Source organism: Micromonospora nigra (genome assembly GCF_900091585.1).
Lineage (GTDB): Bacteria > Actinomycetota > Actinomycetes > Mycobacteriales > Micromonosporaceae > Micromonospora > Micromonospora nigra.
Map to the genome: position 1 here is coordinate 4,147,344 of NZ_FMHT01000003.1, position 25,521 is coordinate 4,172,864.

Annotated in this window: 28 protein-coding genes, 1 tRNA gene and 1 other RNA gene; 25 read left to right on the top strand and 5 right to left on the bottom strand. The window is 70.4% G+C overall.

Annotated elements, in window-relative coordinates; genetic code table 11:
* Positions 1-50: 50 nt before the first annotated feature.
* Positions 51-635 carry an Rv3235 family protein gene (locus GA0070616_RS17985; protein WP_091083907.1) on the bottom strand — a complete coding sequence of 195 codons (585 nt, stop codon included), beginning with the start codon at positions 633-635 and terminating at the stop codon, positions 51-53.
* A gap of 91 nt (positions 636-726) precedes the next feature.
* Positions 727-954, bottom strand: a complete 228-nt coding sequence (locus GA0070616_RS17990) for a helix-turn-helix domain-containing protein (RefSeq protein ID WP_091083910.1) — start codon at positions 952-954, stop codon at positions 727-729.
* A 219-nt stretch (positions 955-1,173) separates the two neighbouring features.
* On the opposite strand from GA0070616_RS17990, the gene GA0070616_RS17995 reads away from it, so the two are divergent.
* Positions 1,174-1,683 (top strand): DUF6912 family protein, encoded by a 510-nt coding sequence (locus tag GA0070616_RS17995; protein ID WP_091083915.1) that lies wholly within the window; start codon positions 1,174-1,176, stop codon positions 1,681-1,683.
* Between the two features lie 46 nt (positions 1,684-1,729).
* On the opposite strand, the gene GA0070616_RS18000 is transcribed toward GA0070616_RS17995, so the two are convergent.
* A complete protein-coding gene (locus GA0070616_RS18000) occupies positions 1,730-2,716 on the bottom strand; it encodes a hypothetical protein (RefSeq protein ID WP_091083922.1) in 987 nt (328 codons plus the stop codon).
* A 290-nt stretch (positions 2,717-3,006) separates the two neighbouring features.
* Between GA0070616_RS18000 and pruA the strand changes: the two genes are divergently transcribed.
* The 9 genes from pruA (at position 3,007) to GA0070616_RS18045 (ending at position 11,055) form a co-directional block, all read left to right on the top strand.
* Positions 3,007-4,635, top strand: coding sequence for an L-glutamate gamma-semialdehyde dehydrogenase (gene pruA / locus GA0070616_RS18005; RefSeq protein ID WP_091083926.1), 1,629 nt, complete (start codon positions 3,007-3,009; stop codon positions 4,633-4,635).
* A gap of 158 nt (positions 4,636-4,793) precedes the next feature.
* Positions 4,794-5,309 (top strand): PadR family transcriptional regulator, encoded by a 516-nt coding sequence (locus GA0070616_RS18010; protein ID WP_091083930.1) that lies wholly within the window; start codon positions 4,794-4,796, stop codon positions 5,307-5,309.
* Positions 5,310-5,471: 162 nt separating this feature from the next.
* Positions 5,472-6,593, top strand: a complete 1,122-nt coding sequence (prfB, locus tag GA0070616_RS18015) for a peptide chain release factor 2 (protein WP_091083933.1) — start codon at positions 5,472-5,474, stop codon at positions 6,591-6,593.
* A gap of 118 nt (positions 6,594-6,711) precedes the next feature.
* Complete coding sequence (gene ftsE / locus GA0070616_RS18020) at positions 6,712-7,392, top strand: cell division ATP-binding protein FtsE (protein WP_091083937.1); 681 nt, start codon at positions 6,712-6,714, stop codon at positions 7,390-7,392.
* 66 nt (positions 7,393-7,458) lie between these two features.
* Entirely contained in the window at positions 7,459-8,334 is an 876-nt protein-coding gene (ftsX, locus tag GA0070616_RS18025; protein ID WP_091083940.1) for a permease-like cell division protein FtsX, read from the top strand.
* Between the two features lie 165 nt (positions 8,335-8,499).
* Positions 8,500-8,979 carry an SsrA-binding protein SmpB gene (gene smpB, locus GA0070616_RS18030; RefSeq protein ID WP_091083942.1) on the top strand — a complete coding sequence of 160 codons (480 nt, stop codon included), beginning with the start codon at positions 8,500-8,502 and terminating at the stop codon, positions 8,977-8,979.
* Positions 8,980-9,086: 107 nt separating this feature from the next.
* Positions 9,087-9,462, top strand: a transfer-messenger RNA (tmRNA) gene (gene ssrA, locus GA0070616_RS18035).
* Positions 9,463-9,631: 169 nt separating this feature from the next.
* Positions 9,632-10,060, top strand: a complete 429-nt coding sequence (locus GA0070616_RS18040) for a hypothetical protein (RefSeq protein WP_091083945.1) — start codon at positions 9,632-9,634, stop codon at positions 10,058-10,060.
* Between the two features lie 41 nt (positions 10,061-10,101).
* Positions 10,102-11,055 carry a hypothetical protein gene (locus GA0070616_RS18045; protein WP_091083949.1) on the top strand — a complete coding sequence of 318 codons (954 nt, stop codon included), beginning with the start codon at positions 10,102-10,104 and terminating at the stop codon, positions 11,053-11,055.
* Between the two features lie 25 nt (positions 11,056-11,080).
* Here GA0070616_RS18045 and mdlC read toward each other — a convergent pair whose 3' ends face one another.
* A complete protein-coding gene (gene mdlC, locus GA0070616_RS18050; RefSeq protein ID WP_091083954.1) occupies positions 11,081-12,676 on the bottom strand; it encodes a benzoylformate decarboxylase in 1,596 nt (531 codons plus the stop codon).
* Between the two features lie 278 nt (positions 12,677-12,954).
* Here mdlC and GA0070616_RS18055 point away from each other — a divergent pair, with 278 nt between their 5' ends.
* Both GA0070616_RS18055 and GA0070616_RS18060 read left to right on the top strand, forming a co-directional pair.
* On the top strand, positions 12,955-13,542 hold the full coding sequence (locus tag GA0070616_RS18055; protein WP_091083959.1) for a YqgE/AlgH family protein: 588 nt from the start codon (positions 12,955-12,957) through the stop codon (positions 13,540-13,542).
* Positions 13,543-13,686: 144 nt separating this feature from the next.
* Positions 13,687-13,759: transfer RNA gene (locus tag GA0070616_RS18060), tRNA-Ala, on the top strand.
* Between the two features lie 153 nt (positions 13,760-13,912).
* On the opposite strand, the gene GA0070616_RS18065 is transcribed toward GA0070616_RS18060, so the two are convergent.
* Positions 13,913-14,599 carry a CPBP family intramembrane glutamic endopeptidase gene (locus GA0070616_RS18065; protein WP_217628212.1) on the bottom strand — a complete coding sequence of 229 codons (687 nt, stop codon included), beginning with the start codon at positions 14,597-14,599 and terminating at the stop codon, positions 13,913-13,915.
* A gap of 270 nt (positions 14,600-14,869) precedes the next feature.
* Here GA0070616_RS18065 and GA0070616_RS18070 point away from each other — a divergent pair, with 270 nt between their 5' ends.
* The 13 genes from GA0070616_RS18070 to GA0070616_RS18125 all read left to right on the top strand — a co-directional run bounded on the left by GA0070616_RS18070 (position 14,870) and on the right by GA0070616_RS18125 (position 25,474).
* Positions 14,870-15,208 (top strand): hypothetical protein, encoded by a 339-nt coding sequence (locus GA0070616_RS18070; RefSeq protein ID WP_139128933.1) that lies wholly within the window; start codon positions 14,870-14,872, stop codon positions 15,206-15,208.
* A 29-nt stretch (positions 15,209-15,237) separates the two neighbouring features.
* A complete protein-coding gene (locus GA0070616_RS18075) occupies positions 15,238-16,131 on the top strand; it encodes an ArsR/SmtB family transcription factor (RefSeq protein WP_091083968.1) in 894 nt (297 codons plus the stop codon).
* 30 nt (positions 16,132-16,161) lie between these two features.
* Complete coding sequence (locus tag GA0070616_RS18080) at positions 16,162-16,374, top strand: MbtH family protein (RefSeq protein ID WP_091083973.1); 213 nt, start codon at positions 16,162-16,164, stop codon at positions 16,372-16,374.
* Positions 16,371-17,630, top strand: a complete 1,260-nt coding sequence (locus tag GA0070616_RS18085) for an acyltransferase family protein (RefSeq protein WP_091083978.1) — start codon at positions 16,371-16,373, stop codon at positions 17,628-17,630. Before GA0070616_RS18080 ends, GA0070616_RS18085 begins: the two co-directional genes overlap by 4 nt.
* Positions 17,631-17,783: 153 nt before the next feature.
* Positions 17,784-19,088: a sensor histidine kinase gene (locus tag GA0070616_RS18090; RefSeq protein WP_175440116.1), complete on the top strand. Its 1,305-nt coding sequence runs from the start codon at positions 17,784-17,786 to the stop codon at positions 19,086-19,088.
* Positions 19,089-19,121: 33 nt separating this feature from the next.
* Positions 19,122-19,862 (top strand): DUF4097 family beta strand repeat-containing protein, encoded by a 741-nt coding sequence (locus GA0070616_RS18095; RefSeq protein WP_139128934.1) that lies wholly within the window; start codon positions 19,122-19,124, stop codon positions 19,860-19,862.
* A gap of 8 nt (positions 19,863-19,870) precedes the next feature.
* Positions 19,871-20,770, top strand: a complete 900-nt coding sequence (locus GA0070616_RS18100; protein WP_091083991.1) for an ABC transporter ATP-binding protein — start codon at positions 19,871-19,873, stop codon at positions 20,768-20,770.
* A complete protein-coding gene (locus tag GA0070616_RS28485; RefSeq protein WP_217628213.1) occupies positions 20,767-21,798 on the top strand; it encodes an ABC transporter permease in 1,032 nt (343 codons plus the stop codon). Before GA0070616_RS18100 ends, GA0070616_RS28485 begins: the two co-directional genes overlap by 4 nt.
* A complete protein-coding gene (locus GA0070616_RS28490; RefSeq protein ID WP_217628214.1) occupies positions 21,774-22,418 on the top strand; it encodes a hypothetical protein in 645 nt (214 codons plus the stop codon). Before GA0070616_RS28485 ends, GA0070616_RS28490 begins: the two co-directional genes overlap by 25 nt.
* 74 nt (positions 22,419-22,492) lie before the next feature.
* Entirely contained in the window at positions 22,493-22,708 is a 216-nt protein-coding gene (locus GA0070616_RS18110) for a hypothetical protein (RefSeq protein WP_091083994.1), read from the top strand.
* 99 nt (positions 22,709-22,807) lie between these two features.
* Complete coding sequence (locus GA0070616_RS18115) at positions 22,808-23,470, top strand: response regulator (protein WP_091083998.1); 663 nt, start codon at positions 22,808-22,810, stop codon at positions 23,468-23,470.
* 94 nt (positions 23,471-23,564) lie between these two features.
* Positions 23,565-24,305, top strand: coding sequence for a DUF4097 family beta strand repeat-containing protein (locus GA0070616_RS18120; protein WP_139128935.1), 741 nt, complete (start codon positions 23,565-23,567; stop codon positions 24,303-24,305).
* Positions 24,306-24,562: 257 nt separating this feature from the next.
* A complete protein-coding gene (locus GA0070616_RS18125) occupies positions 24,563-25,474 on the top strand; it encodes a winged helix-turn-helix domain-containing protein (RefSeq protein ID WP_175440117.1) in 912 nt (303 codons plus the stop codon).
* Positions 25,475-25,521: the final 47 nt, after the last annotated feature.

Sequence of the window (25,521 nt, forward strand, 5' to 3'; positions counted from 1 at the left end):
CCGCGACCGGTGGGGAGTCAGGGGCCACAGGAATCGTGGGCCTGTCGCCGTCAGAGCACCTGGAGGGCGGTGCAGAGCCAGGTGCCCCGCCGCTGCTCCAGCCGCAGCGCCACCGCCCAGGTGAGACCGGCGGGGCCGGCGAGCACGGCGGCGGCCTCGACAGCCCTGGCGTGCGGTTCGCACACCCGTAGCCGCCGCAGGTGTACGCCGGGCCGGGTCGAGCGGCGTCGGGGGGCGCCCACGCGGCTGGTGGCTCGGGCGAGTTCGGCCAGCAGGTCGGCGGCCCGGGTGGGGTCGAGCAGGGGCCGTAGCTGCCCCGGCGGGCGGTAGCCGTTCAGCACCTCCAGCCAGGTGGCGACGAAGCGGTGCGCCACCCGCGTCGTGGTGGGCGTGGCCGTGGTCAGCGCGTCGGGCGGCAGCCTGGTCGGTTGGCCGGGGCGGCGGGGCAACGGCGCGGCCCGGTGCCGGCGGTCCGGTGGCCGGTCGTGGCGTTGACCGGCGAACAGGTCGAGGGCGAGTTGGGCGTGGCCGGGCCAGTTCGAAGGATCCTCGTCGGTGCAGGGCGGCTCGCAGGACGGGGCCGGACGGATCCGCACGGGCGGCCGGCTCGGCCCGGGACGTCGGGGGTCGGACATCTGAGGTCCCCTCGATCTTGTGTTTGCCTACGTTTGCCTTCGACAGTCTCGATTCTCCGGCATGGCAGAGCCGATGGTCAATACACGCGGATCACTCGGGCTCACGGTCGGTGAGCGGGTTGCCGCGTACCCACTCGGCGGTCTCCGCGTACTTGTGCTGGATGTACTCCTCCAGCCGTGTGCGCTCCACGCGCCACTGACCGCGCCCACCGATCTTGATGGCGGGCAGTTCGCCGCTGCGGACCATGTGGTAGACCTGCGAATCCGACACGTTGAGCTCCGCCGCCACGTCGGACAGCAGCAGGAACCTCGGCTCCACGGAGACTCCCCACGTTGACGTCGTTTGGTTCAGTTTGCCACCGACAGCCCGCACGGCCCAGTCCCGGCGAGGTGCGGGTGAGCGGCCGGAAGCCGGACCCACGGCGGGGGAACTTCCGCCAGGGTCGGTGCGGGGTGTATGACGGTCGGGGCGTACGGCATGATCGGCGCCCGGACCGGCGACGCGGCCGGCGGAGGAGCGACAGCGGGGAGACGACCGGTGACCGACGAGCGGGTCCGGGTGTACGTGCCGGCGACCGTCCCGATGCTGGCCCGGCTGCGCGAGCACGGCCTCGCCGCCGCCGAGGCACACGCCGTGACGCCCGGGCTGCGGGAGTGGTACGCCGAGGGCGACGAGGAGGAACTGGAGTACGTGGCCTTCACCCGGGCCGCGCAGGACGCCCTGCAACTGCTGCGGCACGACCCCGCCGCGCCCCGCCGCCGGGTGGTGGTCTCGGCCGACCTGCCCGCCTCGGCGCTCGGGCGGGGCGACGGCGAGCTGGGATCCAGCGTGCTGGACCTGGCGGGGCCGGTGCCGGCGGCTGCCGTGGCGGCGATCCACGTCGACGGTGCCGACGCCGTGGCCGACGTGGGCGCGGCGGTCGACGTGGTGCTGGAGGCGGTGGCGGGCGACGCCGACGCCCAGTTCACGGTCGACGGCGTCGAGGACCACGAGCTTGAGTGGTACGACCCCTCAGAGTTGAACGAGGTCCTGCGCGCCCTGTCCTGAGGCGGCCCTGGCGGGCTACTCCTCGTCCTGAGGCGGCCCTGGCGGGCTACTCCTCGTCGTCGGCCGGGGCCGGGCCGAGGGTCCGGCCGAAGGCGACCAGGGTGGTCAGCGCGCCGACGAACAGCACCCAGATGCCGTTGTCGACCCGCGAGGTGCCCAGCGACGTCTGGGCCACGGCGTCGGCTTCGCTCAGCGCGCTGGCCAGGTCGAGCAGGGAGCGCCCGCCGACCCGGATGATCACCTCGGCGAGCAGCAGCAGCAGGCCCGTGCCCGCCCCGGCGAACAGGTACGCGGGCCAACGTGGCGCGGCCGCGGCCGGGTCACGTCGCTGTGCCCGGCGGCTGGCCCAGGTCAGGTAGCCGAAGGCCAGCAGACCCGCCACCAGGCCGGCCAGCAGCGACTCCGTCCGCGACACCCACTTCGCCGCGCCGACCAGGGCCTCCTGGGTGCCCCCGTCGCCGCCGAACAGGTCGAACAGCGGGTCGCGGGCCCGGCTGAACGCCACCACGAAGAGCAGCGCACCCAGGGCCGCGGCGACCACCGCGCCGACCACGGCACCGTCACGGGCTCCGGCGAGCGCACCGCCGATGACCGCCGCCGCGGCGGTGGTGCCGGCGATCACGTTGGTGGTGGCGTTGTCGGCGTAGGTCAGGTTGATCGCGATCGCGGTGACCAGCCCGACCACCATGCCGACGCCGATGGCCCCGACGAACCGGAGCGTGGCCCGGTCGCCGTACCGTCGGGTCAGCGGTTCCGCCCCGGCCAGGGCGAGGGCCGCCCCGGCGACCAGTGCCGCGGAGATCACACCGGGCAGGGCGAACGCGGAGAGACTGACGGCGGTGACGCCGGCGGCGGCCGACTGGATCGCCTCCCGGGTCGACCACAGCATGGCGGCCAGCCAGCCGCTCGCCAGCAGCGCGAGCAGGGGGGCGAGGGGGGCGGCCGGTGTCCCGGGCGCGGTGCCGGCGGCCGGCTCGTCGGTGTCCGGCTGGTCCGGCTCCGCGGCGGTCGAGCTGCCGGGCTGGTTGCTCATCGTCTCCCCTTCGCCAGCCACCCGGCCCCTGACCGGCCGGGACGTTCCACGGCAACCCAGCGTACGCGCCCGCCGACCCCCACCCCCGAACCCTCGCCCACCTGTCTTCCTTCGGCTCGTCGATGCCTGCGGGTAAGGATCTGTGCCCGAAGCGGACGGAAACCTCGCGATCGACGGTGTGGCGGCCGGCGGGGCGTGCTGCCGGTGCGGGCGTCGTGGGAGAATCGTGCGGGGTCCCGCCGTGGGCGGGACCGGTTTCGCCACCGCTGTCGAGATCGCCAGGAGCCTTGATGGACGCCGTGTTCTCCGTACCCGAGCCGCGCAACGAGCCGGTCCGCACCTACGAGCCCGGCAGCGTCGACCGGGAACGGCTCCAGCGGCGGCTCGCCGAACTGGCCGCCGAGCGGATCGAGCTGCCGATGACCATCGCCGGCGAGCAGCGGATGGCCGGCGGCGACCCGATCGACGTGGTCCAGCCGCACAAGCACGCGCACGTGCTCGGCGTCACCGGGCACGCCACCCACGACGACGCCCGCGCCGCCGTCCGGGCGGCGGGGGCCGCCGCCCCGATGTGGCGGGGCCTGCCGTTCGAGGAGCGGGCCGCGATCTTCCTGCGCGCCGCCGAACTGCTCGCCGGCCCGTGGCGCGACACCCTGAACGCCGCGACGATGCTGGGGCAGTCCAAGACCGTCGTCCAGGCGGAGATCGACTCGGCCTGCGAGTTCATCGACTTCCTGCGGTTCAACGTGCACTTCGCGCGCGAGCTGCTGGCCGAGCAGCCGATGTCGTCGCCCGGCGTGTGGAACAGGTTCGACCACCGGCCGCTGGAGGGCTTCGTCTACGCGGTCACCCCGTTCAACTTCACCGCCATCGCCGGCAACCTGCCCTCGGCGCCGGCCCTGCTCGGCAACACGGTGGTGTGGAAGCCCGGCCCGACCCAGCAGTTCGCGGCGCACTTCACCATGCGGCTGTTCGAGGCGGCCGGCCTGCCGCCCGGCGTGATCAACATGGTCACCGGCCGGGGCGAGGAGGTCTCCGACGTGGTGCTGGCCGACCCCGACCTGGCCGGCATCCACTTCACCGGCTCCACCAAGGTCTTCCAGCAGCTGTGGCGCACGGTCGGCGACAACATCGCCCGCTACCGTGGCTACCCGCGCCTGGTCGGCGAGACCGGCGGCAAGGACTTCGTGGTCGCGCACCCCAGCGCTGACGTGGACGCCCTGCACACGGCGCTGATCCGGGGCGCCTACGAATACCAGGGCCAGAAGTGCTCGGCGGCCTCCCGCGCGTACGTGCCGCGCTCCCTCTGGGAGAGCGGTCTGCGTGACCGGCTGGCCGCCACCGCCGACTCGCTGACCTACGGCGACGTCACCGACTTCCGCAACTTCGGTGGTGCGGTGATCGACGACAGGGCCTTCTCCCGGCACACCGCCGCCCTGGAGCTGATCTCCGGTGACGACACGTGCCGGATCCTCGCCGGCGGCACCGCCGACGACTCCGTGGGCTGGTTCGTGCGGCCCACCCTGTTCGAGTGCACCGACCCGGCGCACGAGACGTTCACCACCGAGTACTTCGGGCCGATCCTCGGGGTGCACGTCTTCGACGACACCCGCTTCGACGAGGTCGTCACGCAGGCCGAGGCGATCGCCCCGTACGCCCTCACCGGGTCCATCTTCGCGACCGACCGTACGGTGGTCGACGCGGTGGCCGAGCGGATGCGGTACGCGGCGGGCAACTTCTACATCAACGACAAGCCCACCGGGGCGGTGGTCGGGCAGCAGCCGTTCGGAGGCGCCCGCGCCAGCGGCACCAACGACAAGGCCGGGTCCTGGCACAACCTGGTCCGCTGGATGTCGCCCCGGACCATCAAGGAGACCTTCGTCCCACCGACCGACCACACGTACCCCCACATGGGCTGAACCGGCGACGGCCGTCGGTGGCGCACGATGCGTCACCGACGGCCGGGTCGGTCCCTTGCGGAACCGTCTCCCGCCGACAGTGCACATAGGAAACCCCAACGGGTGGCGAAACTGTGAAATCCTGGACGCCGCGTCGGCAAAGTGGCAGCGTAAGGGGCATGGCGGAATCCGGAGTCAACCCCACGGCGGCAGCTCTGCTCGGGCTGCTCCACGAGGGCCCGATGACAGGCGGCCAACTGATGGCCGCCGCCGAGCGCCGGCTGGCGCCGTACTGGTCGATGACCCGCAGTCAGGTCTACCGCGAGCTGCCGGTGCTGGCCGAGCGCGGGTTCGTCCGGATGGGCAAACCCGGCCCGCGATCCAGCCAGCCGTACGCCCTCACCGCCGCCGGCAAACGGACCTTCTCCCGCTGGCTCGCGGAGGACCCGGGGCGCGACACCATCCGCAACCCGATCGCGCTGCGCATCGCGTTCGGGTCCCTGCACTCGCCCAGTCAGCTCAAGAACCTCCAGGCGGCGGCCAACGAATACCACACCGAGGCCCTGGCCCGGGTACGCGAACAGGTCAAGAACGCCAAGAAGGAGGGCGAGACCTACGACGCGTCCGCGCTGGAGTTCGCCGTGGCCTACCACAAGGCCGCCCTGTCCTGGCTCAAGAGCGCCCCGGTCGGCTGATCGGGTGACGCCTCCGCCCCACCCGCCGCGACCACCCCGCCATGATCGACGGCCGGGACTGCGGGGCTCGCAAGCTCACTCCTCTCCCGAGCGGGGTCGGTTTGGCTCGGGACTGCGGGGCTCGCAAGCTCACTCCTCCCCCGAGCAGTACCCTTGGCTGTCGTGACCGCTGCCGATTACGCCGAACAGCTCAAGGACCTCGACGCCACCCTGCGCAACATCGAGGCCGTGCTCGACCTCGACCGCCTGCGCGCGGACAAGGCACGGCTGGAGCAGGAGGCCTCCGCGCCCGACCTGTGGGACGACCAGGCGAAGGCGCAGCAGGTGACCTCCCAGCTGTCGTACGTCAACGGTGAGATCGACAAGCTGGGCAGCCTGCGTTCCCGGCTCGACGACGCCGGGGTGCTGCTGGAACTGGCCGAGGCGGAGTCCGACCCGGGGGTGCTCTCCGAGGTCGAGACGGAGATCACCGGGCTGGGCAAGGCCATCCAGGAGATGGAGGTCCGCACCCTGCTCTCCGGCGAGTACGACTCCCGGGAGGCGCTGGTCGCCATCCGGGCCGGCGCCGGTGGCGTGGACGCGGCGGACTTCGCCGAGATGCTGCTGCGGATGTACCTGCGCTGGGCGGAGCGGCACGGCTACCCGACCGAGGTCTACGAGACCTCGTACGCGGAGGAGGCCGGGCTGAAGTCGGCCACCTTCACGGTCAAGGTGCCGTACGCGTACGGCACGCTCAGCGTCGAGTCGGGCACCCACCGGCTGGTCCGGATCAGCCCCTTCGACAACCAGGGTCGCCGGCAGACCAGCTTCGCCGGCGTCGAGGTGCTGCCCGTCGTGGAGCAGACCGACCACATCGACATCCCCGAGAACGAGATGCGCGTCGACGTCTACCGCTCCTCGGGCCCCGGCGGGCAGAGCGTCAACACCACCGACTCGGCGGTGCGGATCACCCACGTCCCGACCGGCATCGTGGTGACCTGCCAGAACGAGAAGTCCCAGCTGCAGAACAAGGCCTCGGCGCTGCGCGTGCTCCAGGCCCGGCTGCTCGAACGCAAGCGGCAGGAGGAGCAGGCCAAGATGGCCGGGCTCAAGACCGACGCCGCCGGTTCCTGGGGTGACCAGATGCGTTCGTACGTGCTGCACCCGTACCAGATGGTGAAGGATCTGCGCACGGAGCAGGAGACGGGCAATCCGAGTTCGGTCTTCGACGGCGACCTGGACCCGTTCATCGAGGCGGGCATCCGCTGGCGCAAGCAGCAGCAGCTCGCCGGCGACGGTGCGTGACGGGTCGTTGGCGGAGCGCGCCGTCGATCTCCAGGTGGCGGGCCGATCCGATGACTCGCGCCGCAACGGCGGGGCGTAGGACTTGGCAGGTTGGTTACACCGCGTAGACTCACCACCCGTGATTCAGCTTGAGCAAGTGACGAAGACGTACCCGAAGGCGTCCCGGCCTTCGCTCGACAACGTGTCCGTCTCGATCGAGAAGGGCGAGTTCGTCTTCTTCATCGGTCCCTCCGGCTCCGGCAAGTCCACGATCATCAAGATGCTGCTGCACGAGGTCAGCCCCAACAAGGGGCGGGTCGTCGTGAACGGCAAGGACGTCACCTCGATGCGGTCCTGGAAGCGACCCCACTTCCGCCGCTCGATCGGCTGCGTCTTCCAGGACTTCCGGCTGCTGCCGAACCGCACCGCGTACGAGAACGTGGCGTTCGCCCTCGAAGTGATCGGCAAGACCAAGGCGGTCGCCCGCCGGGTCGTGCCGGAGGTGCTGGAGCTGGTCGGGCTCGGCGGCAAGGAGCACCGTTACCCGCACGAGCTCTCCGGTGGTGAGCAGCAGCGGGTCGCCGTCGCCCGGGCGTTCGTGAACCGTCCGCTGATCCTGCTCGCCGACGAGCCGACCGGAAACCTGGACCCGGACACGTCCATCGAGATCATGCGCCTGCTGGACCGGATCAACCGCACCGGCACGACCGTCGTGATGGTCACGCACGACTCCAACATCGTGAACCAGATGCGCCGCCGGGTCATCGAGATCGAGAGTGGCCGGATCGTGCGCGACCAGGCCCGCGGTGTCTACGGCTGACGCGGCCCACCCGCCGCCGAGATCTGACGACGAACACCTCACGCCGGAGAGCCGGAGGAAAACCCGATGCGCGTGAAATACGTCCTGTCCGAGGTACTGGTCGGACTGTGGCGCAACGTGACCATGACCATCGCGATGATCATCACGATGGCGGTCTCGCTGACCATGCTCGGTGCCAGCGGCCTGATCTACAGCAAGGTCGCCGACATGAAGGAGCTGTACTTCGAGAACATCGAGGTCTCGGTCTTCCTCAAGTCCGACGTGACACCGGAGCAGAGCGAGGCCATTCGCGCCCGGCTCGACGCCGACCCCCTGGTCGAGGAGGTCACGTTCGTCAACAAGGAGGAGGCGTTCAAGCGCTTCCAGGAGATGTTCCGGGACTCGCCGGACCTGTTGAGCGCGGTCAAGGCCGACGTGCTCCCCGAGTCGTACCGGCTGAAGCTGGTCGACCCGCAGCAGTACAAGACGATCTCCGAGCAGTACGGCGCGGTCGAGGGCGTCGACCAGGTGGTCGACCAGAGCCAGGTGCTCGACAAGATCTTCGACCTGTTCACCGCGGGGCAGAACATCGCGCTGGTCGCCGCGATCGCCATGGCCGTGGCGGCCCTGCTGCTGGTCGCGAACACCATCCAGGTCGCCGCGTACAGCAAACGGCGCGAGGTGGCGGTCATGAAACTGGTCGGCGCCTCCAACTGGTTCATCCAGGCACCGTTCGTGCTGGAGGCGGTGGTCGCCGGGCTGATCGGCTCGATCCTGGGGCTCGGGGCCCTGATCGCTCTCAAGGTGTTCCTGTTCGACGGCGCGTTGAGCACGTTGCAGGGCCTGTTCGCCCCGGTCAGCTGGGGTGAGGTGTTCCTGACCTTCCCGGTGATGGCCGGTGTCGGCGGCCTGATCAGCGCGATCACCGCCTGGGTCACCCTCCGCTTCTACCTGCGGGTCTAGTCGCCGGTACGACCCCAGGGTCGTCTTGCGCGGCTGAGGTTCGTAGGCCGCGTTCAAGGACCCTTCCGCGCCGGAACAAAGGGCACGGGAGGGTCCTTGTCGTTCGGGTAGCATGATCTCCGCTCTCCGGCCGACCGGGGAGCGGCCAGAAAGGGGGTGTCACCGATGCCACGGGAGAAGGGGCGAAAGGTAGTCGCCTCCAACAAGAAGGCGCGCCACGACTACGCCATCCTCGACACCTACGAGGCGGGCATGGCGCTGACCGGCACCGAGGTCAAGTCGCTGCGGGCGGGGCGGGCGTCGCTGGTCGACGCGTTCGCGCAGGAACGTGACGGCGAGCTCTACCTGCACGGGATGCACATCCCCGAGTACACCCAGGGCACCTGGACCAACCACGAGCCCCGGCGTACCCGCAAGCTGCTGCTCAAGCGGCTGGAGATCGACCGGCTGATCGGCAAGACCCGCGAGGGCGGGCTGACGATGGTGCCGTTGCAGGTCTACTTCTCCGACGGTTGGGCCAAGGTGGAGATCGCCCTGGCGAAGGGCAAGAAGTCCTACGACAAGCGGCAGGACCTCGCCAAGCGGGACGCGGACCGGGAGATCGCCCGGGTCGTCGGCCGGCGCGGCAAGGGCATGGACGACTGAAAAGTCCGCTTTGTCTGGTTCGGTGTCCAGGTCGGTGAACCTCGGGATGAATCCCGTTGCGGCAGGCGTTAGGCTTGGTGTGGCCGCCGTCAGGAGCGGCCCGTCGAGGGGGTGACTGGTTTCGACTTCGTACGTTGCGGTAGGGGAAGCGAGCCGAGGAAGCCGACGTCGTCTCGTGAATCGGTCGTCGGAAACTTATAAGCGCCAAGAACAATCGCGCTGACTTCGCTCTCGCCGCCTGAGGCGAGTAGCTAAGTCTGTCGGCCTGGGAGCGCCTTCGACCCAGTAGCCGGCATCAGCTAGAAGGCTGGCCAATCGGACCCGGTCGCGGGGTCCGTGCGGCGAGATCAATCAGCGACTGGGCCCGTCACACCGACTCGCTCGCGTGATCGGAGGGGCCGAGTAGAGGCACAGCGAGCTGCGCTCGGAGAAGCCCTGCCAAACCGGCGAAGGACCCGGGTTCGATTCCCGGCACCTCCACCACCTGAACTGTGCGCCCCGGCCCACTGGCCGGGGCGCACAGTCGTTCCACCCCCGCACGATCGCCACCCCGGCAGGGAACCCGCCGAGGTGCCGTCGGTCCACCCCTGGACAGGACACCGCCTCCGGGGCCACCATCGGCGTACGCGGTCAGCGACGCGGGAGGTGCCCCATGGCCACCGATCCGATCCGGCAACCGTCCACCGCCCCCGGTCTGGTGGGTGCCGGCCACACTCTCAGGCTGCTGCTGCTCGACCCGGCCGAGCCGGTACGGCGGGATCACCTCCGCCGCGGGCTCATCCCCCTGAGCCGGAGTTTCGTCGAACACGTGCAAGCCACCGAAGGCCCCGACGGCCGGTACGCGGAACTCGTCCACGCCGCACCCCGACTCGACCGGGGAGTGCGGCTGCTGGTGCGGGAACACGCCGTGATCGCCGCCAGCCTGGACGCGCTGCACGAGACGGTCCGGCGGCCCGGGGTGGGCGCGGACGAGCTGCGCCACGCCGTCGCGCAGCTCCTCGGGGCGCTGCACCGGCACCGGCAGCGCGGCGCGGATCTCATCTGGCAGGCGTACCAGACGGATCTCGGTGGGGAGACCTGAGCGGCCCGGAACCGACCGGCTGACCCGTGCGTCCAACCCGTATGCGTCGATTCATCGCCCTGCTGGGCCTGCCACTGCTGCTGATGGCCGCCGGCTGCGCCTCCGGTGGCGACGACACCGCCGACGGGTCCGCGAGCCCCGACCACCTCGACGAGGCGTTCCACCAGCGCGCCGCCGAGGTGGCCGGGAACTGGCGGCCGGGCCCGACGTGGACGGACGGGTACGTGCCCCTCCAGGGCCCCACCGTGCTCGTCGGTGACCCCGATTTCACCCCGGACACCGAGGCGGCGTTCCGTGCCGGCTGGTTCCGCGCCCAGGTCGCCCTGCCCGGCGCGCGTCCCGCCGACGGGGTCGTGCGCTTCCCCGACGGTCGGCTCACCGTGCCGCTGGTCAGCGCCGAGGAGGCGTACCGGCAGCTCGACCAGGGTGACCCGCCGCCGTGCGCCGGGCGCCCCAAGGAGCCCGCCACCCCGCCGCCGGCCGGCCCCTCCGACGGGCCCGACGCCGCGACCGGCGACGCCGCGTCGTTCGCCTGCATCCCGCTCACCGTGACCAGGGTCGAGCTGGGCGCGGCGACCGTGCGGACCAGCCGGGGTGAGGCGCAGGTGCCGGCCTGGCTGTTCACGGTCGAGGAGATCGCCGCGCCGGTCGCCCGGCTCGCCGTCGCCACCGAGGCCGTCGCGGAACCCCCGCAGCCGACCGGCCCGAAGTCCCCGGCCCCCGAGGAGCTGGTCGGCGCACAGGACCTGGTCTCGGTGGACGGTGCGACCTTGACCTACCACCTGGGCGTGGGTAGCTGCGACACCGGGATCACCCCGCTGGTGCGGGAACAGGACGGGACGGTCGTGGTCGGCGGATCGGTGGTCCGTTCCACGGGTGTCTGTGACGAGATGCTGAATCTGGAACCGGTGACCGTCACCCTCGACGCGCCGCTGGCCGCGCGGCCGGTGCTCGACGTGGTGACCGGCGCGCCGCTCCGATTCACCGGGAGGTGACCTGGCGGGCGCGGCGGGCGGCTGGTCAGAGAATGGGCGGCACGTCGGTGCGGATGGGCACCGGCAGCACGGTCGGCCGGTCGGCGGCCAGCCCCTCGGCCAGGGCCGCTCCCAGCCGGTCCAGGTCTTCGACCACCTCGGTGGCACAGCCGTAGCCGCGGGCGATCGCCGTGATGTCCAGGCCCGGCAGGTCCAGCCCCGGCACCCCCGGCGTGTCCTTGAGGGCGGCGAACGACTTGAGGATGGCGTACTGCTGGTTGACCGGCACCACGACGACCAGCGGCAGGCCCAGCCGGGCGGCGGTCCACAGGGCCTGCACCGAGTAGTGGAACGAGCCGTCGCCGATCACCGCCACCACCGGCCGGCGACGGCCGGTGTCACGCTGCGCGAGGGCGATCCCGACCGCCGCAGGCAGCCCGTAGCCGAGACCGCCGCTGGCCACGGTGAAGTACGACCCGGGCCGGGTGATCCGCAGTCGGCGGCGCAGCGCCGGCAGGTTGGACGGTGACTCCTGCACCAGCACCCCGTCGACGGGCCAGTGCGCGGCCAGGGCGGCGAACAGTGCGTCGGCGCTCGGCGGGGAACCCGCCTCGGGCGGGGGCGGGGGCGGGCGGGCCGGCGGCGCGGGGCGGTCCGTGGCCGGCACGAGGTCGAGCAGGTCGGCCAGGGTCAGGCCGGCGTCGCCGAGCAGGCTGTCGCCGACCGGGGCGCGGGCCGCCTCGTCCGGGTCGTCGGTGACGTGCAGCAGCCGTACCCCGTCGGGCAGGTACTCACCGGGCACGTGCGGGTAGTACCGGAACACGGGGGCACCCACCACCAGCACCGTGTCGCACCCGCGCAGTCGTTCCGCAAGGGGTGCGATCGCGTAGGGCAGCACCCCCTGGAAGTGCGGATGGTCCTCCGGGAAGACGGCCCGCTCCGGGGCGGGCGCGGCCCACACCGGGGCGGCGATCCGTTCGGCGAGGGCGACGGCGGCGGGCCAGGCGTCGGCCCGGTCCACAGCCCCTCCCAGCACCAGCGCGGGCGCGCGGCTGGCCGCCAGCACCGCCGCGAACTGGCCCAGCCGGTACGGGTCGGGGGCGATCCGGGTGGAGACGCCGCGTACCGGCCGGGGCGGGTCGGCGGGCTGCGCCCAGTCGTCCAGCGGCAGGGAGAGGAAGACCGGCCCGGCGGGTGGCTGGACCGCCGTCGCGTACGCGCGCATGACCGCGGCTGGGACGTCCTGCGCGCGGACGGGCTCGTGGGCCCACTTCACGTACGGCCGGGGCAGGTCGGTGGCGTGTCGGGCGGCCAGCCGGGGCTCGATCAGCAGCATCTCCCGGGTCTGCTGGCCGGCGGTGACGATCAGCGGGGTCCGGTTGTGCCAGGCGGCGACGAGGTTGCCCATGCCGTTGCCGGTGCCCGGGGCGGTGTGCAGGTTGACGTGCGCCGGCCGCCCGGTGGCCTGCGCGTACCCGTCGGCCATTGCGACGGCCGACGCCTCGTGCAGCGCGTGCACGTAGTGCAGGTCGGCGGGGAAGTCGCGCAGGAACGGCTCCTCGGTGGAGCCGGGATTGCCGAACACGGTGGTCATGCCCAGGTCGCGGAGCAGATCGTAGGTGGTGTCGCGGACCGTTGCCATCGCCTGCGAATCTATCGGGGCAAGGCCGGCCTATCGGGCTTTTCGCCCCGGTGGTCGCCGGTCCGAGGTCACGGACGGCAGCGGTGGCGGGCCCCCGGTTGCCGGCCATTCTCCCGTGCGCATTGTCGATCACCTCGCCGCCAGACCTTAGCCAGCGCCGGGGGTGCAGGTTAAGGTGCCAGACATGGCGTTGACAGCGCGGATGGTGCCGATGGACCCTGCCGTCCCGGTGTGCGCCGCAATCCGTGCCCGAGCGTGGTTCCTGGTAGGTGCGTGACATGCAGGGAGAGGGGCGCGCGATCAGCGGGCGGACGGAGTCGATGACCGGGAAACTGCTGGTCGCGACACCCGCGCTGAAGGATCCCAACTTCGACCGTACGGTCGTGCTGCTGGTGGCCCACGAGGCCGGCGGCGCGCTCGGGGTGGTGCTGAACCGGGCCACCGAGGTGCCGGTCGCCGACGTGCTGGGCGACTGGAGCGACCTGGCCCGCGACCCGGCGGTGCTCTTCGAGGGCGGCCCCGTGCAACCCGACTCGGCCATCTGCCTGGCCCGGATGCGCAACCCGGTGAAGCGGATGCGCGGCTTCCACCAGGTCTCCGGTGCCGTCGGCACCCTCGACCTGTCGGTCGACCCCGAGCGGCTGCGGGAGAGCATCGGCGGCATCCGCGTCTTCGCCGGCTACTCCGGCTGGGGGTCGGGCCAGTTGGAGCAGGAGATCGCCGACGGCTCCTGGTTCCTGCTGGACGCGCTGCCCGGAGACGGCTTCGTCGACCGGCCCGACGACCTGTGGCCGATGGTGCTGCGCCGGCAGGGCGGCATGATGGCCGCGGTGGCCCACTTCCCGCCGGACGTGGCGCTGAACTGACCCGGCACCGCCGGCTGGCGGCCCTCGCCCGGGTGGCGGTGCCGGGTGGCTCGGGGGCCCCGCCTCGGAGGGGGCCCCGCGAGATGACCATGCGGACGGTCGTGTGTATAGTTCTTCCAGTGCCCGGGTGACCGGGCAAGGCAAGGGGCCGTGGCGCAGCTGGTAGCGCACCACACTGGCAGTGTGGGGGTCAGGGGTTCGAGTCCCCTCGGCTCCACCCTTGGAACAGCAGGTCAGCGGCCTGGTCGAAAGTCTGTCGACCAGGCCGCTGATGTGTCTACCGACCCGGCCGCATCACCGCTTCTCACACCTGCTGCGCGTGTCACATCCCGGCACGGAGCACCAGCCCGCGGGGCGGGGGGAGCCCGGCTCAGCCGTAGTAGACGATGACCGTGCCGACCGCGGCGACGTTCCACAGCATGTGGGCCACCACGGCTGCCGTCAGCCGGCGGGTGGCCAGGAACAGTCCAGTGTAGACCAGGCCGGCGACGGCGATGGAGAGCGTGTTCAGCGCGTTGGCCGGCAGGTGCAGCAGGCCGAACAGGAGCACCGAGACGACCGCCGCCACCCGCAACGCCACCCGTGGCCGGGCAGACCGTTGCGGGATCGCCCCGAGCAGGAATCCCCGGAAGTAGAGTTCCTCGGCGATGCCACCACCCACGATGCCCAGAACGAGTGTGGCGGCCACGGCGGCCGCTCCGCCGGAGGTCATCCGAAGGATCTCCTGGACTTCCGGATTGGCGGCGCCGCCGGCGGCGGGCAGCAGCACCCCGAACTCCAGCAACAGGCGCGGCGGAACGGTGGCCACCGCGATCAGCGCGTCCCGCTGCCAGTGCCGCGATGTCAGGCCCAGACTCCGGTGGGTCAGCCCGTGGCGGCGCAGCCACCAGGCGATGAGGGCGGTGGCCGACACCAGTTCGGCGCCGGCAACGGCGAGCAGCGCCACCGGCGCCCCGTCTGCCGCGAACAGGCCCGCGGCGAGCGGCGGACCGACGAAGCAGATCAGCGCGCCAGCGAGGAACAGTCCGGTGGTGCGGACGGGTGCGGGTACGGTCACGGCTGGTCCAGCCTCTCAGTCGGCGGCTCGAGTCGATCGGCGTACCGGTAACCGGGATGGCCGGCCGGCGGGATATCGACTTTCGATATCCTAGACGAGGTGCATATCGAATTTCGATGTGGGGGGCGTTGTGCGCACTGACGTCGGGGGGCGTCGTCCCCCTACCGGTCCGGCGGGCCAGTGGGCCTTCGAAGCGGCCACGGCGGGTGCCGTGGCGCCCTGCTGGCTGCCGCCTCGGCGCTGGGTGTGCTGGTCGCAGACCACCTGATCGTGCCCGTGACAGTGACGCCCGACCTGGGGCCGCAGGTCACGGCCGGTCGCTTCGCGCTCGTCCCCCAGGGCACCGCCATCCTGACCGTGACCGAGCCGACCGCCGGCGACCGGCTCTGGGTCTTCGGGCCGGCGCTGCTGATCGCCGCCGTCATCGCGGCGGCCGGAGCGTTGCTGTGGCGGGTGGCGCGGTCGCTGCGCACCGCGCGGCGGCAGAGTTCCTGCGCCGGGGCGCGGCGCTGCGCGCCGACCTCGACGGCCTGGTGTGATGGTCCCGGCCGACGACGAGCAGTTCACCGGTCACCGGGTGGTCTGCCACCTCGACCGACTGCTCACTGAGCGCCGGATGACTCTCACCGAACACACCTATGCTGAGAATCCATCTGACCTTCGCCGACCTGGCTCAGTCTCGCATGCTCGAGGGACTGGGGCCGGACGTCGAGAGTGCCTTCGCGTTGCACCTGTTCGGCACCGACGGCGACCTGGCCTTCCATCGCTGGCGGCGACTCGTCCGCAACCAGCTCGGTCAGCTGCTCGGGCCGGTCGCCGAGCTCGCCGCCCGGCGTACGCTGCCCCAGCTGCTGGAGCTGGCCGCGGACGAGTCGCCGGACGCTCAGCAGGGTGACCACGCGGTCCTGCGGGCCTTCGGCGCGGTCGCGGTGCGGCCGTACTGGCCGCGAATCAGCGCTCAGCTGGGCGAAGCTCGCGACGCCGGCGGTCGTACGGTGATCGCCAACGGGATGGAACGCCTGCTCAGCAGCCTCCACCCACGGTTGCATTGGCAGCCGCCGGTGCTGGAGTTCCGCGCCGGCCCGGACCGTGAGGTGCGGCTCGGCGGGCACGGGCTTGCCTTGTGCTTCGGCTTCTTCCTGACGGAGAAGAAGTGCTACCTGCTCGATGGCGAGACCCCGGCGCTCGTGCTTCCGCTCAATGCAGCGCTTCGCGGTGAGTTCTGCGGTCCGCAGGAGTCCGACATGCCTGGAATCGGCGATCTGATGGGGCATACCCGCGCGGCTGTCCTGCACGCCTTGTGCGAAAGCCGGACCACCGGCGAACTGGCTGAGCTCGTCGGCCTCTCGCTGGCCGGTGCCAGCAAGCACGCCGCGGTCCTGCGCCGCGCCGGCCTGATCACCACGCGTCGCCACGGCAGCGCCGCGCTGCACCGCATCACCACGCTGGGCGAGGCGCTGATCGAGGGACGCCGGCTGCCGCCCGCGTCCCGCACCACTTCCAATTGCCGGTCCTTGGCCCGCGCCTGCTGAGCGTGCGCTGTTTCTGAGGAGAAGAGAACTATGACGATGAATCCCTTCGACGATCCCGGCGGGCGCTTCCTGGTGCTGGTCAACGACGAGGGCCAGCACTCGCTCTGGCCGGCGTTCGCCGAGGTGCCCGCCGGCTGGCGGGTCGCCCAGGGCGAGACCGACCGCGACGCCGCGCTCGAGTACGTCACCAACAACTGGACCGACATGAGGCCGGCCAGCCTGATCGAGGCGGAACGGAGATGACCGCGACCTCGCCACCGCCGAACCTGCCGGCTCTGGCCAGCCTGCGTTTCCTGGTCGCGATCGCGGTCTTCCTGGCGCACGGCGCCCTGGAGATCCTCTTCCTCAACCAGATGGTCGGTGGCATCTATCTGTTCGGGATCATGCCGATCGCGCTGTCCGGGGTGTCCTACTTCTTCATCCTCAGCGGGTTCGTGCTGACGTGGTCGCACCGGGAGAGCGACACCACCATCCGGTTCTGGCGGCGCCGCCTGTTTCGGATCTTCCCGAACCATCTCGTCACCTATCTGGTGGCGCTCGGCCTGATGCTCGGGACCGGAGCGGCGGTCGGGTTCACCCCGGCACTGGCCCAGCTCTTTCTGGTGCACTCGTGGGTTCCGGATCCGGAGTACTACAACAACATCAACAGCCTCAACTGGTCCCTGTCCGTCGAGGTGTTCTGCTACCTGCTCTTCCCCCTGCTGCTCGGATTCGCCAGAAAGATCCGGCCGGAGCGGCTCTGGTACTGGGCCGGTGCGGCGGTCACGGTGGTGCTGGCCGCGCCCGTGGTCGCCGGAAGCTTCCTGCCGAATGAGCCGGTGCACCCGCTCGGCGACGTGTCGTTGGTGCAGTTCCTCAGTGCGCTGAACAACCCGGACCAGCCGGCGGACGCCTGGGGCCACGCCTCCCTCACCCAGGTCTGGTTCGTCTACCACCTGCCGATCATCCGCGCCGCCGAGTTCTTCCTCGGCGTACTACTGGCCCGGATCATCCTGAACAGTCGCTGGATCGGTCTGCGCCCGTTGCCGGCCGCGCTGCTGCTCGGCGCCTTCTACGTGGCCGACGTCTTCGTGCCGTACCTCTACCAGCTCAGCGCCTTCACCATCGTCCCGATGCTGCTGCTGTTGGGGTCCGTCGCGGCTGCCGACCAGCATGGCCGAGCCGGCTTCTTGCGGGCCCGCGGCCTGGTCTGGCTGGGCGATTTGACGTACGCCTTCTACCTGGTGCACGGGTCGGTGCTGATCTACGGCCACCGGGCGTTCGGCACCGTCGAAACCGAGTTCGGACCGGAGCCGAAGAGCTGGGAGATCCCGGGTGCGCTGGCGTTCCTGGCCGGAGCTTTCCTGGTGTCGCTGCTGTTGGCTTGGCTGCTGCACAATCTCGTGGAGAAGCCGGCCATGCGGCGCTGGGCCCGGCCGAAGCCGCGGCCTGCGCCTCCACCGGTGCATCCCGAGCCGGAGACGGCGGAGCAGCGGATCGCGGCGGAAGTGAGAGGGTAAGAAAGGCCATCCGGCATCGAGTGGCCTCTCCGGGGCGGCTCGTCCGAGCCGCCCCGGACCTTGGCGAGCAGATATCCGCACAATGGCAGATTTCTGCGAGCATTTCTAATGCTAGCGAGGGCATACACCGAATCCGCTGTCTACCCTGGGCGCATGCAAAGCGGAACGGTTTCAGCGTGGCGCGACCGACATTCGTGGGCCGGACTGCTGGCTTTCCTGGTGCTCTGTCCTGCTTCCATCGCCCCGCTGTCCGGCTGGGTGGTCGCCGTCACGGCAGCGGTCGCCACGGCCGTGGCGCTGATCCGGTGGCCGTTGCGAAGAACTTCGTTGGCCCATGCGGCGAGTGCCACGGCCGCTCTGTCGTTGCTGGTCGACGTCGTCTATCCGGGGCCCGCCGGACTGGCGTTGTTCTGGATGCTGTTCGAGATGCCGGCGCTGCTGACTCTGCTCGTCCGGGCGATATGGTTCGTGCCAGACCGGCAGGTGGTGGTGGTGGCGGTGGCATGCGGTGCCGCGGCGCTGCTGCTGCCGCTGCGGTTCACCGTGCGGGACGACGGTCCGGCACTGAGCGCCTCGGTCATCCTGGTCGCCCTGGCGCTGTTCCCGGTCGCCGCCGCGGCTGGCATCGGCGGCTACCTGCGGTCGCAGGACAAGCGGCGAGTGCGCGCGGTCACCGAGGCCCGCCGTCACCAGCGCCTGCGTTTGGCGGGCGACCTGCACGACTTCGTCGCCCACGAGGTGACCGGCATCGTCCTGGAGGCGCAGGCGGCCCAGTTGGAGCCGCTCGATGCCGAGCAGGCGCGGGCGTTGCTGGCCCGCATCGAGGTGGCCGGGCTGCGGGCGCTGGACTCGATGGACCACACCGTGCAGACCCTGCGTGACCCCGGCGGCGACGGCGACGACGTGGCGTCGGCCCGGGTCTATCGGCTGGCCGACCTGCCGGAACTGGTGGAGCGCTTCTCCTCCGGCTCATCGATAAGGGCCACCTTGGACCTGGCGGGCCAACTGGACGGCGCGATCGGAGCCGAGCGGGAGGCAGCCGGGTACGCGGTGGTGCTGGAGGCGCTGACCAACGTGCGCCGGCACGCGCACCGGGCCACCGAGGTGCTGGTCTACGTGCGAGCTCTCGCAGGCCCTGCCGTGGAGATCGGTGTGGTCGACGACGGCCGCGCCGGAGGCAGCCTCACCGGTCCGCGGACAGGCGGCGGCACGGGCCTGGTGGGGCTCGACGAGCGGGTGCACGCGTTGGGCGGGGAGTTGAGCGGGTCGCACCGACACCGGCTGGATGGTCCGGTGCACGTTCCCTGCGCCCGGGCTGACCGAGCCGCCGACCGCCCCGCTGCCGGCCGAGCAGCCCTGGACCGGCTGAGGCGGCAGGTTGGGCCAGGCACCGGTGGGGAGGCGCGACATATCTGCCGATCGGCAGATGTCCAGCGGTGCGTGAATGCCGATGATTGAGCTCACGGCAACCATGTAAATCGGAGGACCTGCATGATTTCCCCTAAGGTATCGGGCTATCTGTTGGCGGCGCTCGCCATCACCCTCACGGCTGGGATATCCGGCTGCGGCGACGGTGAGAGCAAGACCGAGTCACAGAGTTTCCCGCTGTCGGGGAATACCCTGAAGATCGACGCCGCGGAAACGTCCGTCCTGGTCAAGAACGGATCCGGTCGGACTGTCGAGGTGGAGCGGGTCCTGAGAGGAAAGGCGGCCGACGATGGAAATGCCGTATGGTCGATGGAAGGTGACACGCTTCAGTTGCGGATCAGTTGCTCCGGCGTGGTGGTCAACTGCGAAGGTCTGCACACCGTCGCCGTTCCCGAGGGCGTTCAGGTTCAACTGAAAGCCTCTGGCAGCGCGGTGGAGGTTGACTCCGTCACCGGGGACCTGGACGCCACGGTCACCGACGACGGCTCACTGCGGATCAGCGAGCCGGCGGGCAATCTGAAGCTGGTCAGCCACGGGGGCGCGATCACCGTCACGAAGGCGCGCTCGGCCGAGGTGACCGCCCGTACGAGCAACGACGGCAACATCCGTCTCGAGTTTGCCCGTTCGCCCCAGCAGGTCGAAGCCAGCGCGAGTGGTTCGGTCCAGGTGACCGTCCCCAAGGACGAGCAGACCTACCGGATCGTCGGCGCCGACGCGGGCAGCCTGTCGTCGGACGGCGGCAGCGACCGTTCCATCACCGTCGCGGCTGCGGACGGCACCGCGCGTGTACAGCGCGCCGAATAGGAGTTCCCATGCTGCAACTGATCGACATCACCAAGGTCTACGCCAAGGGCAAACGCGCCGTGGACAGCATGAGCCTGCGGATGGAGCCCGGAATGCTGGGCCTGCTCGGCCCGAACGGCGCGGGCAAGTCGTCGCTGATGCGGATCGCCGCGACGGTGACCAAGCCGACTTCCGGGCAGGTGCTGTTCAACGGCGACGACGTGGTGGCCAAGCCTGACCTGCTACGCCAGGCCCTCGGTTATCTGCCGCAGGACTTCGGCGTCTACCCGAACCTGACCTCCAGGGAGTTCCTGCGTTACCTGGCCGCCGCCAAGGGCCTGTCCGCCAGGTCGGCCACAGCGCGCATCGACGAGCTGCTGGAGATGGTCAATCTCACCGAGGCGCTGAAGCGGCCGCTCGGCAAGTACTCGGGCGGCATGCTGCGCCGGGTCGGCATCGCTCAGGCCCTGCTCTCTGACCCTCAGGTCATCATCGTGGATGAGCCGACCGCAGGGCTGGATCCGGAGGAGCGGGTCCGCTTCCGCAATCTGCTCAGCGATCTCGCCGCCGACCGCGTCGTGATGCTCTCCACGCACATCGTGTCGGACGTGGAGTCGGTCGCCTCCGACATCGCCATCGTCTCGCAGGGCCGACTGTTGCGCCGCGACAGCCCTGAGGAACTGCTCCGCCAGGTGGAGGGGCACGTCTGGGAGCTCGTCGTGCCGTCCAGCCAGGTATCGGTGCTCCAGCACCGATTCGTGATCAGCCGGATGGTTCGCACCGCCGCCGGCGTCCGAGCCCGACTGCTCTCCCCCGTGGCGCCGGGCGCGGACGCGGTTCCGGTCGCCCCCGATCTCGAGGACGCGTACCTGGCCGTGATCAACCAGGCCTCCGGCCGGTACGTGGACGAAGGGGCGGTGCGTAGATGAGTCTCGCGACCATCGGCGGACTGGCCATCGCCGACTGCAAGGACCGGATCCGTCGCCCCGCTTACGCGGTCACCCTGCTGGCCGCCGTCGGCCTGGGATACGTCGCCGCGCCGGACGGCGATGCCCGCTGGGTGGTGATGTACATCGGCAACCACCGCGGCGTGTACAACTCCGCGTACATCGGGACGCTGATCGCGCTGGCTAGCGCGTTGTGGCTCACTCTCGGCGGGTTCTACGTGGTGCGCAACGGGATAAGCCGGGACGAGAGCACCGGCGTCGGTCAGCTGCTCGCCGCCACGCCGGTGCGTACGATCACATATCTGTTCGGCAAGTTCGTGAGCAACTGCCTGATCCTGGCGTCGATGGTCGGGGTGCTGGCGATCACCGCGATGGTCCTGCAACTGGCCCGTGGCGAGGACCGGGCGATCGACCCGATCGCGTTGCTCACCCCGTTCGTGGTGATCGCGCTTCCGCTGGTCGCGTTCACTGCCGCCATGGCGCTGCTGTTCGAGAGCGTGCCGCTGTTGAAGGCGGGTCTCGGGAACATCCTGTGGTTCTTCGTCTGGCTGGTGGTCGCCATCGGCGGCCAGTCGCCGGGTGCCCCGCTCGGCGGCATCGGGGTGCATGCCGTGGCGGACTCCATGGCCCGCGCGATGGTGGACCAGGGCATCGACATCTCCGAGGGCGGCTTTAGTCTCGGTCTGGTCTACCTCGACAATCCCCTGCGTACCTTCTCCTGGGACGGCCTGGACCTGTCCGGGGGCTACCTGGGCGGGCGGCTCGCGATGATCGTGGTCGCGATGCTGCTGGCCTTGGTGCCGGCCTTGTGGTTCCCGAGGTTTGACCCGTCCCGCGGCCATGGCGCGGCGCCGGCGCCGGGCGCGGCGCAGCCGGTCGGGCCAGTAGCCCCGAGAGGTTCGGCGCCCCGTCCGCCGGCGCCCCGTCCGCCGGCGCCCCGATCGCCGTCGTCCCGTCCGCCGCCGCCCGACCGGCGGCAACTGCGGTGGCGACCCTCCCCACCGCCGTAGCACAGCGCGGTGGCGGGTACGGCCGGCTCCTCGTCGGCGAGTTCCGAATCCTGATCCAGGGGGTGTCCCGCTGGTGGTGGGCGGGTGCCCTGCTGATCACGGTGCTCGGCCTGGTCATGCCCTTCGGTGGGGTGATCCTGGTGATTCTGCCGCTGAGCTGGGTCTGGCCGGTGTTGGTCTGGTCCCGACTCGGCACCCAGCGGTACGAGTACGGCGTGGACGCGATCCTCGGGGCGTACCCGTGGGCGCGTCGACGGCTGATCGCCGAGTGGGCCGCCGGGGTGGTGCTCACCGCACTGACCGGCATCGCCCCGGCCGTACGGATGCTGGCCGTGGCGGACCGGCCGGGCCTGGCCGCCTGGGTCGCCGGTGCGCTGTTCATTCCATCGTTGGCGCTGGCCCTGGGCGTGCTGAGCCGCACCCACCGGCTGTTCCAGGCGATCTTCGTGATGTGGTGGTACGCCGCCGTCAACGGCATCGTGTTCCTGGACTTCATGGGCACCGCCCGCAGTGGCGGCGAGCCGGCCGGGCCGAGTCCCCTGCTGTTCGGCGGTGCTGCCGTGATCCTGGTCGTCCTCACGTTCGTGGTCGGCAGCCTGCGGCGGAATGCGCGGACGTGATGGCGCGACCGGCCGCAGGCCGGCGGTGAGCGATAGGCGATGAGGTGCCGGTACCCGCGAAAGGAGGCTGTATCGTGCCGCTCACTGAGGACGAGCGCGATGACGACGAAGGCCGCCCCCGGTTGGAGCCGGTGCCCCCGGCGACCGGTGAGGTGCCTGAGGATCAGCGCATCGCCCGGCTGGAACGGGAGGTCGAGGAGTTGCGCAGCGCGAACGAGATCCTGCGTCGGATCGCCAGGTTCCTAGCCCAGATCCCGAGCCGGCGCCTCGCCGAAGAGGAGGCGGACTGACCGGCCCAGGTCGGGAGCATCGCACACGATCGGCATTGGCCGGAGCCGGGTCCGGCCGGTGACCGTCTGTCCAGGGCGGACTGTGCCACGATGTGCAGGATGACCATTCGAGTCCTGATCGCCGACGACCAGCAGATGGTACGCAACGGCATGCGACGCATCCTTGAAAGCCAACCGGACATCACCGTGGTCGGCGAGGCAGCGGACGGCGTGGCCGGCGTCGAACTCGCCCGTAGTCTGCGTCCCGACGTGGCGTTGGTCGACATCCGCATGCCACGGATGGACGGCATCGAGGTGACCCGACTGCTCGCGGGCTCCGCAGCGACCCGGAAGACGAAGGTCGTGGTCGTCACGACGTTCGACCTGGACGAGTACGTGTACCCGGCGCTGCGCTACGGCGCGTCCGGCTTCCTGCTCAAGCGGTCCGGACCGACCCTGCTCATCGAAGCGGTCCGGGCCGCGGTGGCGGGCGACAGCATGATCAGCCCGTCCATCACGGTGCGCTTGCTGAAGCACGTCACCCAGCCGACGCCAGCACTGCCCAAGCCGATGGAGAGGCTGACGGCGCGTGAGGTGGAGATCGCCGGCCGGGTGGCGGAGGGTAAGACCAACGCCGACATCGCCGCCGAGTTGTTCATCAGCGCCGGTACGGTGAAGACCCACATCGCCAGCATCCAGCGCAAGCTCGGGGCGCGAAACCGGGTCGGGGTCGCGGTGTACGCATGGGAGTGCGGCTACGCCAGCCAGCCCCCTGTCGAATGACTCACCGGCAACATCTGCCGAACGGCAGATGTGCTCGCCACGCCCTGTGATCGAGGCTGAAGGCGAGCTTCGATCCCTCCGGGAGGGGCACGTGATGCGACGACAGACGATGGCGATGGTGCTCACGGCGGTGGCCTTGCTGCCGTTCGCCGTGGGCTGCGAGGAGAAGGCCAAGACCGGGCCGAAGCAATCCGACTCCCGTACCTTCGAGTTTTCGGGTGACCGGCTCAAGGTGGTCGGCATCGAGGCTGACGTGCAGATCGACGTCGGCTCGGGAAGTGGTATCCAGGTCAGCCGCACCGTCCGTGGCGAGGTGGCCAAGGGTTCCGGGTGGTCCATGAAAGACGGCGTGTTGACGTTGAAGGCTGTCTGCGGTGGAGTGGTCCTGGATTGTTCGGCGAAGTACTCGGTGAAGATTCCATCGGCGACGGCGGTGGAACTGGAAGGCTCCGGGAGTTCGATCAAGGTCTCCGGGCTGCGCGAAGGTCTCACCGCGAGGCTGCGGGCCGACGCGTCGCTGCGGGCCGAGAAGTGTTCCGGCACGATGCGGGTGACGAGTGACGGCGGCGACATCACGGTGAGCCGGTCCAGTTCAGCTCGTCTGACCGCCACCGCGGCGAACGACGGCAACATCAAGCTGGCCTTCGACGCCGCGCCCCGACAGGTGGTGGCCCGGACGTATGGCGGATCGATCACCGTGGTGGTGCCGGGCACGGAGACCTACCGGGTCGACGCCAAGGGCGACGGTGGCGATCGATTGCGTTCCGACCCGTCAAGCAGCCGTACCATCACCGCGATCGCCAATGATGGCCGGGTCGTGGTCCGCAGGAAATGAGCCTCCTCGTCCTCGCGACGCGGGCACGACCACCTGTGTGCTGAGACCCCGCACCGACCCTGCATGCTCGGGTCCGCGCCGGGCGCAAATACCACCCAACTCTTGCTATCATCGTCGATGCCTGTCGCCTGAAAATTATTGACAGTAATCGCTGCGGCGTACGATCTTCCGACTGTTATATATCCGACAGAAAATCCACGGCAAGCCTTGTTCTGGCTTGAGGGTTCGGCTGCGTCGCTGATTACGGGGGAATGGCGTTGCGTATTCACTTCACGCTGGAAGACCTCGCCCGTGTGCACATGGGGGAGAGTGCCGGGCCGGTCCTGGAGAGCGTCTTCGCCCTGCAGGCGCTGAGCCGCGCCGATGAGCGGGTGTTCCACGAGTGGCGCCGGCACGCCGTCGCGGCCCTCGGAGGCAGGATGACCGAGGTAACCGACCTGCTGCGCCGGTACCGACCCGTGCCGGACCTGCTCTGGCTCGGCCAGCGTGAGCTACAGCGACCGCTCGTCTCGGCCCTCGCCGCCGACGAAGCCGCACGTCATGCGGTGTCCGGCGTGGTCTTCGAGTTCTGCCGGGTGGCCGTGTTGCCGTACTGGAACTCGCTCCGGGGCTTCCTGCAGGCGGAGCGCGAGGAGCGCGGCCGGGACGTCATCAGGTGGGGGTTGGACGGCTTGCTACGCAGCTTGCATCCCAAGATGAGCTGGGATCCGCCGGTGCTGACCGTACCCGGTGGGGAGGAGCGTGACGTCCATCTGAACGGACGTGGCCTGGCACTGAAGATGTCGCTGTTCCTACGAGGTGTGCCGTGTGTGCTGGTTGACGACGCGGGCGGGGACGGAGTGCCCACGCTCGTGGTCTCCGTGCCGCCCACCCCGGCGATTTCCGCGGTGCTGCAGGCGCCCTCCGGTCACGAGGAGCAGGCGCTCCAGGCGCTGATCGGGCACACCCGGTCTGCGGCTCTGCAAGTCATGGTCGGAAGCTGCACCACTGGTGAGCTCTCCGACCGGCTCGGCATCTCTCTCGCGGGAGCCAGCAAGCATGCGAAGATTCTGCGGAAGGCTGGGCTCGTCACCACCGCCAGGAACGGGAACAGCGGCCTGCACACGCTCACCACCCTTGGCATGGCGTTGTTGCAGAGCCGCCCCGAGGAACGGCGGAACTCCAACTGAGGAATCGGGTCTTCGCGGTCACCAGGTCCGCCTGGGTCGTCTGGGCG

Bases quoted from the DNA above. Each gene is read 5' to 3' on its own strand.
- GA0070616_RS17985 (WP_091083907.1), bottom strand. From the start codon at position 635: ATGTCCGACCCCCGACGTCCCGGGCCGAGCCGGCCGCCCGTGCGGATC.
- GA0070616_RS18000 (WP_091083922.1), bottom strand. From the start codon at position 2,716: ATGAGCAACCAGCCCGGCAGCTCGACCGCCGCGGAGCCGGACCAGCCG.
- pruA (WP_091083926.1), top strand. From the start codon at position 3,007: ATGGACGCCGTGTTCTCCGTACCCGAGCCGCGCAACGAGCCGGTCCGC.
- GA0070616_RS18010 (WP_091083930.1), top strand. From the start codon at position 4,794: ATGGCGGAATCCGGAGTCAACCCCACGGCGGCAGCTCTGCTCGGGCTG.
- ftsX (WP_091083940.1), top strand. From the start codon at position 7,459: ATGCGCGTGAAATACGTCCTGTCCGAGGTACTGGTCGGACTGTGGCGC.
- smpB (WP_091083942.1), top strand. From the start codon at position 8,500: ATGCCACGGGAGAAGGGGCGAAAGGTAGTCGCCTCCAACAAGAAGGCG.
- GA0070616_RS18040 (WP_091083945.1), top strand. From the start codon at position 9,632: ATGGCCACCGATCCGATCCGGCAACCGTCCACCGCCCCCGGTCTGGTG.
- GA0070616_RS18045 (WP_091083949.1), top strand. From the start codon at position 10,102: ATGCGTCGATTCATCGCCCTGCTGGGCCTGCCACTGCTGCTGATGGCC.
- mdlC (WP_091083954.1), bottom strand. From the start codon at position 12,676: ATGGCAACGGTCCGCGACACCACCTACGATCTGCTCCGCGACCTGGGC.
- GA0070616_RS18055 (WP_091083959.1), top strand. From the start codon at position 12,955: ATGCAGGGAGAGGGGCGCGCGATCAGCGGGCGGACGGAGTCGATGACC.
- GA0070616_RS18075 (WP_091083968.1), top strand. From the start codon at position 15,238: ATGCTGAGAATCCATCTGACCTTCGCCGACCTGGCTCAGTCTCGCATG.
- GA0070616_RS18080 (WP_091083973.1), top strand. From the start codon at position 16,162: ATGACGATGAATCCCTTCGACGATCCCGGCGGGCGCTTCCTGGTGCTG.
- GA0070616_RS18085 (WP_091083978.1), top strand. From the start codon at position 16,371: ATGACCGCGACCTCGCCACCGCCGAACCTGCCGGCTCTGGCCAGCCTG.
- GA0070616_RS18090 (WP_175440116.1), top strand. From the start codon at position 17,784: ATGCAAAGCGGAACGGTTTCAGCGTGGCGCGACCGACATTCGTGGGCC.
- GA0070616_RS18095 (WP_139128934.1), top strand. From the start codon at position 19,122: ATGATTTCCCCTAAGGTATCGGGCTATCTGTTGGCGGCGCTCGCCATC.
- GA0070616_RS18100 (WP_091083991.1), top strand. From the start codon at position 19,871: ATGCTGCAACTGATCGACATCACCAAGGTCTACGCCAAGGGCAAACGC.
- GA0070616_RS28485 (WP_217628213.1), top strand. From the start codon at position 20,767: ATGAGTCTCGCGACCATCGGCGGACTGGCCATCGCCGACTGCAAGGAC.
- GA0070616_RS18115 (WP_091083998.1), top strand. From the start codon at position 22,808: ATGACCATTCGAGTCCTGATCGCCGACGACCAGCAGATGGTACGCAAC.
- GA0070616_RS18120 (WP_139128935.1), top strand. From the start codon at position 23,565: ATGCGACGACAGACGATGGCGATGGTGCTCACGGCGGTGGCCTTGCTG.